At 60.6% G+C, this 9,623-nt stretch carries 8 protein-coding genes; all 8 read right to left on the reverse strand.

From position 1 onward, the window contains the following. A partial coding sequence (locus DK391_RS45140) for a hypothetical protein (protein WP_204117541.1) occupies nucleotides 1–267 on the reverse strand: 267 nt, incomplete at its 3' end. Between the two features lie 484 nt (nucleotides 268–751). Continuing rightward, a complete protein-coding gene (locus tag DK391_RS42945) occupies nucleotides 752–961 on the reverse strand; it encodes a hypothetical protein (protein WP_109484085.1) in 210 nt (69 codons plus the stop codon). Nucleotides 962–1,270: 309 nt separating this feature from the next. Then, the gene (locus DK391_RS42950; protein ID WP_109484086.1) at nucleotides 1,271–2,668 is read right to left on the reverse strand and encodes an MFS transporter; all 1,398 of its coding nucleotides are present in this window, start codon (nucleotides 2,666–2,668) and stop codon (nucleotides 1,271–1,273) included. Between the two features lie 52 nt (nucleotides 2,669–2,720). Further along, the gene (locus DK391_RS42955; RefSeq protein ID WP_109484092.1) at nucleotides 2,721–3,470 is read right to left on the reverse strand and encodes a methyl-accepting chemotaxis protein; all 750 of its coding nucleotides are present in this window, start codon (nucleotides 3,468–3,470) and stop codon (nucleotides 2,721–2,723) included. A gap of 449 nt (nucleotides 3,471–3,919) precedes the next feature. Beyond that, on the reverse strand, nucleotides 3,920–5,116 hold the full coding sequence (locus DK391_RS42965) for a sugar ABC transporter permease (RefSeq protein WP_109484088.1): 1,197 nt from the start codon (nucleotides 5,114–5,116) through the stop codon (nucleotides 3,920–3,922). Beyond that, nucleotides 5,113–6,690 carry a D-xylose ABC transporter ATP-binding protein gene (gene xylG / locus DK391_RS42970; protein ID WP_109484089.1) on the reverse strand — a complete coding sequence of 526 codons (1,578 nt, stop codon included), beginning with the start codon at nucleotides 6,688–6,690 and terminating at the stop codon, nucleotides 5,113–5,115. The genes DK391_RS42965 and xylG overlap by 4 nt, the downstream gene beginning before the upstream one ends. 72 nt (nucleotides 6,691–6,762) lie before the next feature. After that, nucleotides 6,763–7,791, reverse strand: a complete 1,029-nt coding sequence (gene xylF / locus DK391_RS42975; protein WP_109484090.1) for a D-xylose ABC transporter substrate-binding protein — start codon at nucleotides 7,789–7,791, stop codon at nucleotides 6,763–6,765. Between the two features lie 212 nt (nucleotides 7,792–8,003). Then, nucleotides 8,004–9,329 carry a xylose isomerase gene (xylA, locus tag DK391_RS42980; protein WP_109484091.1) on the reverse strand — a complete coding sequence of 442 codons (1,326 nt, stop codon included), beginning with the start codon at nucleotides 9,327–9,329 and terminating at the stop codon, nucleotides 8,004–8,006. Nucleotides 9,330–9,623 lie beyond the last annotated feature (294 nt).

A 9,623-nucleotide genomic window follows, 5' to 3' on the forward strand; every position in this document is an offset into this window, starting at 1 on the left:
GTCGGCAGCGTCAGCTGTGTACAACAGACAGCATCCATACCCACCGCCGTCCCCGGGTATGCCCGGCACCCCAGGAAATCCCGACGGCCATCCCCATCCCGTGCCCGGCGATGTCGGCGTACTGCCCCATCCTCCCGGTTGCGACATGCCGGGCGGCATGCCCGAACCCATATCGCTTTCGCCGGCGACGCTCGTACCCGCTATCGACAGCAGAAGCAGCGCGCACGCAGACGCGCAGATCGTGTATCTGATTGTGAAGGGAGCCATGATTAGTCCTTTTGCGTCGTGAGACGCCTGTTATCAAAGGTGTAATCAGTGCCCCCGGAGATCCGCTGATTGGTCTCTGCCCGAGTCGATCGATAGCGAGGCGGTACAGTGCGTCGCGCTTATGCCGTCGACGGGCCAAACCAGCCACGCCGTCGTGCGTTTATGAGAGATATGCGCTGACATCCACCCCGTATCGAACCGCGCGGGTCAGGCACTTACGCAAGGCCAATGCCATTTCGACAGACGCTCACGCGAGAGAGGAACGGACAGCACTGCAAATGGGAAATAGAACGCGCACGCATCGCGCAAGGCTGCGCGGCAAAAGATTTCGCACGCTACGATAAAACAGACACGCTCCAGGTCAAGCAGAGCGCGATGGAACAGACATCGTCACGTGTTCCCGGCAAGTGCGACGTAACGCGCACGTGACGCCACGACACTATCGCGTTTCGAACACGCGCGTGACAGACGCATGACGCGCTTTCTACGCTTTCGCGAGTTCAAGCTCGATGGCCGCTTTCGCCTCGAGCAACGCGGTCTCCTGACTGCAGCACAGGCGCCGCGGCGCATTGCGCGCGTACCACTCGTTGGTCCAATTAAAGACTTCCCACGCCCACTCGTACGCAGCGAGCTCGCACAGGATGATGTCGACGGGTTGTCCGTTGAATCTCTGGGAGACGATCACGCTCTGCATATCGGTTCTCCTTCGCAATCCGCTCAGCGATATCGAGGGGAATAGGCAAACTGCCGGCGCGAGAAAAAAGAAACTGATGAAAACTGAATCCTCTGGTCACGAGATTACCGCGAAAAAATGGCTAAAACATGAATTCGCCGCATTGCGTTTAAAACATGTTGCAGATTAAAGAATCCGATTATCGTAATCCCTGATTCATCAGATGAAATACCTATAAACGAGGCAACAAATGAAAATCGCCAGCCTTTGATGCGCTGGCGATCGTCGAACCATAATCCAATGAAATGCGTCAGGAAACGCGCAGCATCGTTACGCTCCGCTATCCGCGCTCACACCCGCCCGAATCGGCTCGACCACCATATGGCTCTCTTTCGGCAGCGCCCATTCGAGCCAGCGCGCGCGATGCAGCACCACCAGCCCGAACGCCAGCGCCGACAAGCCACCGAAAGTCGCAAAGCCCCTCTGATAACTGCCCGTGCCTTCCTTCGCGATACCCATGATCACGGGCAGATAAAAACCGCCGATCCCGCCTGCTGCGCCAACGATCCCTGACATCAACCCGGTCTTGCCCTTCCAGCGCTGCGGCACGAGCTGGAATGTCGCGCCGTTGCCGAGACCGAAGCACACATACATGGCGATCAGCAGCGCGATACCTGCCGACACAGGCGGCATCCACGCAGCGAACAGGAAATCGCACAACGAGATCGCGGCGAGCAGAATCACCAGCGCACGCACGCCCGAAATGCGATCGGCAACCAGCCCGCCGACGGGACGCACCAGCGCACCGATACACGCCAGCAGCGACATGAACAGCCCCGCTTCGAGACGCGGCATCTGATACAGCGAAATCAGCAGCGTCGTCACATACGACGACATCCCGACAAAGCCACCAAACGTGATGCTATAGACCAGCATCACGACCCACGTATCGCCTTCCACCAGCACACTGCGATAGTGCTTCGGCAGCACCGCAATTGCGAGCAGCGCGCCGAGCACAGGCAACAGCAGCACACCCGTCTTGCCCGCGCCGAACACGCCTGCATGCACGGCCACCACCAGTGCGACGAGTCCCACCAGCGTCACGAAGAAACTGCGCAGCGCACGCACGCCGCTGCCCGACTTCTGTCCGAGATCCTTCGCCCAGAAAAACAGCGCGATGGCAGCGATGCCCAGCAGCGGCAGCGCAGCGCCTGCAGCCTTCGCCCAGCCGAAGTGATCGGCGAGTGCCGGGAACATGAAGCCGTCCAGCACGGCGCCGATATTGCCCGCAGCCGCCAGCCCCAGCACCAGACCCTGCACCTTCGGCGGATAGTTGCTGCCCGCCATCGGCAATGCAACGGCAAAGCTCGCACCGCCCACGCCGAGAAACACGCCGAGAATCAGCAGCAACGTGTATGACGGCGCGCCCGGCATCAGCAGCAGCACGACCGACGGAATCGCCGACAATGCGATCCCCATCAACGCAACGCGCCGTCCGGCGCACGCCTGATAGAGGTTGCCCAGCGTGACGCGCAGGATCGCCGCGCCGAGCACCGGCACGGCTACGAGGAAGCCCAGTTCCGCGGGCGACATCGCGATGCTCTTGTTGATGAACGGCGCGAGCGGACCGAACATGACCCAGACCGTGAAGCCCGTATCGAAGTAGAGGAAGCACGCGAGCAGCGCGCGCCAGTTACCGCTCGCAAGCGAATTCAGCAGGTTTTTCATGGGTCTCTCTCATTGAACTGAAGCTGGGCTGGGGCGTGAGTCGAGTGAAGCGCTAGGGGAATGCACGTTCGGTTGCACGTGGACGCGCGGACTGCGCTGCGTCATGCACGCGGTTGCGCAATGCGCCGCGTCGTGGCGAAGCCTGATCGGTGTCGTGATCGACGACGCTGTAGATCAGCGTGTCCATCTCCTTGATGATGTCGGCGAGTACGGTCGTGATGACGGCAAACTCGCGGCCGTATGAACCCGCGCGCGCTGCCGAGATGCGCGCATTCAACGCGACGATGTTGGCCTGCATCGAGATGCTCGAAAGCTGCTCCGCAATGGCGGCCTGACGACGCTGCGTCGCTGCCTCGATGCCGCGCATCTCGTTCTGATACGCAAGCGTGATTTCCTGCAACAGTTCGAGCAGCGGCGTCGCCTGCGCGACGAGCGCATCGACGTGCTCGCGGGCGGCATCGTCGCTGGCTTCCACGCGTGCAACGGTCTCTTCCGTCAACGCGATAAAGCGCTGCACACGCTCGTCCGCTTTGCTTGTGCCGTCGTAAAGCTGCCGCAACGCGTCCGAGAACACGCCGGGCAAGCGGTCGTCGCCGCTCACCAGCACGCGATGCGTCGACGCAAACGTCGCAAGACATTCGCGCGCAACAGCAAGCGCAGCCGCGTCGCCATGCGATGCCAGCAGCACATGCAGCACGATGCGTTGCGACAGCATGCGTTGCCGGCCCGACAGATTGATCAGCTCGCCGATCGTCTGTCCCGACACTTCATTGCCTTGCGTGGTGATCTGTTCGTTCGTCATGCTGGATCGCGTCGATGCACGTTTCGGTTGCGCAAAAAAAAGCGTCCCGAAGCGCACACGCGTGGCCCGATCGCATGGATCGAACGCTCCTCGCACGTTACGCTTCGGGACGCCGTTGCCCCGCCGGTCCGCTCGTCTCGCGAGCGTTCCGCAAAAATCAGGAATTCATGGAAGCCGCCGTTGGCTTCGCGGCGGATAACGCAATAGGTATGCCATCGGCGTATTCAGAGCCGCTGCATGCGTGCCGAAAGGCACTTGACGATGCATTCGCAGAGCGCGCAATCGCTTGCTGGACATGGCCTGCGCGTTTTTCTTCGAATTTTTCGCGCGCGGCGCTTTGCTTCTGCACGACAAACAAAAAGCGCCCGCTACGGGGCGCTCGCACGCGCCGCAACGAAGCGCGGCGATGCTGTGCCGTGGTGCAGCGCACCACGGCCGTGCGCTTTGCGCTAGCGCCGGTCGGACCCCGACACCACGTCGATCCACACCGCAAGCACCAGAATGCCGCCCTTCACGATCATCTGCCAATAGGAGTCGACGTCGAGCATCGACATGCCGTTATCGAGGCTCGCCATCACCAGCGCGCCGATCAGCGCGCCATATACGGTGCCCGAGCCGCCGCGCATCGACGTCCCGCCGATAAAGCACGCCGCGATCGCATCGAGCTCGCCCATCGAACCCGCCGACGGCGACCCCGCCGCGAGCCGCGCCGTATTGATGAGGCCGCCGAACGCGCACATCAATCCCATCAGCGCGAAGATCGCGAGCTTCACACGATTCGTATTGACGCCCGACAGACGCGTCGCTTCGAGATTCGAGCCGACAGCGTAAATGCGCCGTCCGAATACTGTCTGCGTCGCGATGTAGGTGAAGATGCCGAGCAGCGCGAGCAGCAACAGCACAGGCACGGGAATGCCGCCATAGCGGTTGAGCGTGGCGACGAATGCAAGCAGGATCAGCCCCGTCGCGATGATCTTCACGCCGTCCTGCCACAGCGGCACGACGCTCAGCTTGTAGTGCTGGCGCTTCTGCCGTTGCCGCACCGTCAGTGCCGCGAGCAGCACGAACAGCACTACGGCGAGCGTATCGCCTGCAATTCGCGGCAAGTAGCCCTGGCCGATGAACACGAAGTTGTCGGAGACAGGCGCAATCGTCGAGCCGCCCGTGATGCCCAGCAGCACGCCCCGATATGCAAGCATGCCGCCAAGGCCAACGATGAACGACGGCACGCGCAGATAGGTCGACCACCAGCCGTTGAAAAGGCCAATCGCGATGCCGAGCACCATCACGACAGGCAAGGTCGCGGCGAGCGGCCAGTGATACGTGACATCGAGTATCGCTGCGACGCCGCCGAGCAGGCCGAGCAGTGAGCCAACCGACAGATCGATTTCGCCCGAGATGATGACGAACACCATCCCGCACGCGAGCATCCCGGTGATCGACATCTGCCGCAACAGGTTCGACAAGTTGCGCGGTGTAACGAACGCGCCTTCCGTGAGAAACGAAAAGAACACCCAGATAACAGCGACAGCCAGCAGCAGCGCGAGCAACTTGTAGCGCGCGAACAGCAGCTTGATGCGCTGCCCCGACGCGAGCGATGCGCCGTGCTTGCCGTGGCTATCGGAAGAAGTGAGATCAGGAGTCATGCGACGCTCGCCAGTTGAGTGGGGCCGTTGCCTTGCACGTTCGCGCCTTGATGCTTTGCCGCGATGGCAGCCGTGAGAATGTGTTCCTGCGTGAGACCGTCATTGACGAAGTCGCCGCGTAACTCGCCTTCGCCGATCACCAGCACGCGGTCGCTCACGCCGAGCACTTCCTGCAGTTCTGACGACACCATGATGATCGACACACCGCGTTTCGCGAGCGCGAACATCAGCTTGTAGATTTCGAACTTCGCGCCGACGTCGACGCCGCGCGTGGGTTCATCGAGAATCAGCACGGAAGGATCCGTGAGCAGCATGCGCGTGAGCACGGCCTTTTGCTGGTTGCCGCCCGACAGACTGGCAATCGACAGCATCGGCGATGCTGCGCGCACCGACAGCCGCTTCATTTCCGAATTGATCGTGTCGAGTTCCGATGCCGAATCGATGCGCCCGCCTTTCGCGAAGCGTTGCAGCACGGCGAGCGTGATGTTGTGGCCCACGCCCAGTTGCGGCACGATGCCATGACGCTTGCGGTCTTCCGGCACCATCGCGATGCCGGCCTTGATCGCATCGGCGGGTGTGCGGATTTTCAGGCGCTTGCCGTCCATCCACACTTCCGCTTCGCTCACACCCGCATACGCGCCGAAGATCGCCTGCATCAACTCCGTGCGGCCCGCGCCTACCAGGCCCGCCACGCCGAGTATTTCGCCCTTGCGCAACGCAAACGACACATCGTCGACACGCTTGCGATTCGTATTGGTCACGTCATAGCAACTGACGTTGCGCGCCTCGAAGATCACATCGCCAATCTCGTGCGGCTCACGCGGAAACAGATTCGTGATCTCGCGCCCCACCATCATCGCGATGATGCGATCGGTGGTGAGCAGTTTCATCGGCTGCGTGCCGACATGCTTGCCATCGCGTATCACGGTGATCGTGTCGCACACGGCTTCGACTTCGTCGAGCTTGTGCGAGATGTACACACACGCCACGCCGCGCCTCTTCAGATCGCGCACGATGTCGAGCAGAATCTTCGTTTCCGCTGCCGTCAGCGATGAAGAAGGTTCGTCGAGTATCAGTAACCGCGCCTGCTTGTTCAGCGCCTTGGCGATTTCGATCAGTTGCTGATGGCCGCCGCCGTAGTTCATCACCGGCTGCGCGACATTGATGCCTGTGATGTTCAGTTCGCGCAGCAGTTCGTCGGCGCGCTGATACATGGCCGCGTAATTCATGCGGCCGCCGGGCAGCGTGATTTCGTTGCCGAGAAAAATGTTCTCGGCCACCGACAGCTGCGGCACCAGCATCAGTTCCTGGTGAATGATGACGATGCCTGCGCGTTCGGTATCGCGAATGTTCTGCGCAACGAGCGGCTTGCCGTCCCAGAGGATTTCGCCCGACCAGTCGCCGTGCGGATAGACGCCGGAGACGATCTTCATCAGCGTCGATTTGCCTGCGCCGTTTTCGCCGCACAATCCGACGCATTCGCCCGGCTTGACGAGGAGATCGATGCCGTCGAGCGCCTTCACGCCGGCAAACGATTTGGCGATGCCGCGCAGCTCAAGTAGCGCTTGTGCCATGCGTAGTTCCTGGATGGATGAAAGATGCGCGGGCGCTTTCGGCTGTCGCGCCGCAAACGCCCGCGCCCGCGATCAGTTGCCAGCCAGTTGCGCCTGCGTATAGAAGCCGTCCTTGATGACGACATCGACATTGCTCTTGGTGAGCAACGTGGGTTGCAGCAGCACGGTGTCGACCTGCTTCTTGCCGTTGTCGTACTTCGCGTTGAACGCGGGCTTCTCGCCCTTCGCGAGATCGACGGAGAGCTTGGCCGCTTCGCCGGCGATCAGCTTCAGCGGCTTGTAGACGGTCATCGTCTGCGTCCCGGCGATCACGCGCTTGACGGCGGCGAGGTCAGCGTCCTGACCGGACACGGGCACCTTGCCTGCCATCTTCTGCGCCGCGAGCGCCTGAATGGCGCCGCCTGCCGTGCCGTCGTTCGACGCGACGATCGCATCGATCTTGTTGTTGTTCGCCGTCAACGCATCTTCGGTGATGCGCAGCGCCGTTGCGGCGCTCCATTCCGGCACCCACTGCTGGCCGACGATCTTTACGTCACCGCGATCGATAGCGGGCTTGAGGATCTTCATCTGCCCTTCGCGCAGCATCTTGGCATTATTGTCGGTCGGCGCGCCGCCAAGCAGGAAGTAGTTGCCCTTCGGTTGCGCGTTAAAGACGCCTTGCGCCTGCAGTTCACCCACCTTCTCATTGTCGAATGAGATATAGGCATCGACATCGGCATCGAGAATCAGCCGGTCATACGACACGACCTTGATGCCCGCCTTGTGCGCTTCAGCCACGACATTGCCGAGCGTCTTCGAATTGAACGGCACGATCACGATCACATCGACGCCGCGCGAGATCAGGTTTTCGATCTGCGAGATTTGCCGTGCTTCGCTTGCGTCGGCGGATTGCACGGATACTTTTGCGCCGAGCGCCGTTGCGGCAGCAACGAAATAGTCGCGATCGCGCGACCAGCGCTCGACACGCAAATCGTCGATGCAGAAGCCGATTTCCGGCTTGTCCTTGCTCGCGTGCGCGAGCGGCGCAATCATCGTCAGACCGGCGGCCATCGCGGCGCAAACGAGGGAACTCAATACGGAACGACGCATTGCAGATTTCATGTCTCACTCCATTTAGGGTTGCGTGCGGTTTCGAATGCGAGAGAAACGAAACGCCGTCTTAACCTCAGGGTGCGCTGCGAATACCTGTTCGCGAGCATCGGTTTTGAAAGCTGCCCCATTTTTGTTTGCACGACAGCGTGTGCCGTGCGCGCCGGTGGAGCAATTGCGAAATCTACCGGCGCTGCTAACGATTTTTCGTGCTGTCTTCCCGCTTACTTTGGGGTTGAGTAGATTGCCTGATTGACGATGTTCTCGAGATGCTCTTGCCGTCCGCTGACATGACGCGGCGCAATGTTTCGCTGCACTGCATCGCTTGCCAGCGATTCCAGCGAATAGTCACCCGCCAGTACCTTGCGTCCGAAGTCGCTATCCCAGCCGGCATAACGCTGCTGCTTGAACGCATTCAACCGGTCGTTCTCGATAAGATGTGCAGCACGCTCCAGCGCGACGGCGATCACGTCGACTGCGCCGATATGGCCATGCAGCAGATCATCGGGATCGACACTTTGACGGCGCACCTTGGCGTCGAAGTTCATGCCGCCAGTCGTGAAGCCGCCGTTGCGCAGGATCTCGTAGAACGCGAGCGTGAGTTCTTCGACACTATTTGGGAATTGATCCGTATCCCAGCCGTTTTGCGCATCGCCGCGATTCGCATCGATGCTGCCGAATACGCCGAGCGCGAACGCATTGGCGATTTCATGGTGAAACGAATGACCGGCCAGCGTGGCGTGATTGGCTTCGATGTTCACGCGGATTTCGTCCTGCAGGCCGAATTGCGTGAGAAAGCCGTGTACGGTGGCAACGTCGTAGTCGTACTGATGTTTGGTGGGTTCCTGTGGTTTCGGTTCGATCAGCAACGCGCCCTTGAAGCCCATCTTGTGCTTGTGCTCGACAACCATGCTCATGAAGCGACCAAGCTGTTCGCGCTCTCGCTTGAGGTCGGTATTGAGCAGGGTTTCGTAGCCTTCGCGGCCACCCCACAGCACATAGTTTTCTCCGCCCAGGCGTTTCGTCGCTTCGAGCGCATTGAATACCTGGGTTGCCGCAAAGGCGAACACATCCGGGTTAGGGTTAGTCGCTGCGCCCGCTGCATAGCGGGGATTCGAGAACAGGTTTGCCGTGCCCCACAGCAGCTTGATACCTGTCTGCTCCTGCTTGCGGGCAAGCACATCGGTCATCGCCTTGAAGTTGTTCACATAGCTTTTGATGCTGTCGCCTTCCGGCGCGACGTCGGCATCATGGAACGTATAGAACGGTGTGCCCAGCTTCGAGAACAGTTCGAATGCATGATCGGCTTTAGCGTGGGCCATTTCCATCGGATCGCCTGAGCGATGCCATGGGCGTTCGAACGTGCCCGGTCCGAACATGTCCGCTCCCGGCCAGACGAAGGTGTGCCAGTAGCAGACGGCGAGACGCAGGTGATCTTCCATGCGTTTGCCGAGTACCAGTTTGTTCTTGTCGTAATGACGGTAGGCGAACGGGTTGTCCGTGTGCGGGCCTTCATAACGCACGGCGGGCAAGTGTTCGAAGTAGGACATGAGTGTCTCCTTTCGAGGTGTTCGGGTGGGCCGTTTGATTTGTCGTCATGCTGACGCTTGTGTATTCGCGCGGCAATTGCGAAATCCGCCAGAGGGTTTGGTGATTTCTTTTTAGCTGCTGGCGGGGGGAGGCTGCGCGGGCCTAGAATGGAGGCGGTGGTTGGGTTGGTTTGGTTTGCCAGGGTTTTTACTGGCATCCGCGGTTTGCTTCTGGTTCGCTAGCGTTGCCCCTGTGCGGGGCGGCACTTACTTTCTTTGCCGCCGCAAAGAAAGTAAGCAAAGAAAGCGGGCTAA

Origin of the sequence: Paraburkholderia sp. C35, from assembly GCF_003121405.1 — a bacterium.
In the GTDB taxonomy this organism is placed as follows: Bacteria; Pseudomonadota; Gammaproteobacteria; order Burkholderiales; family Burkholderiaceae; genus Paraburkholderia.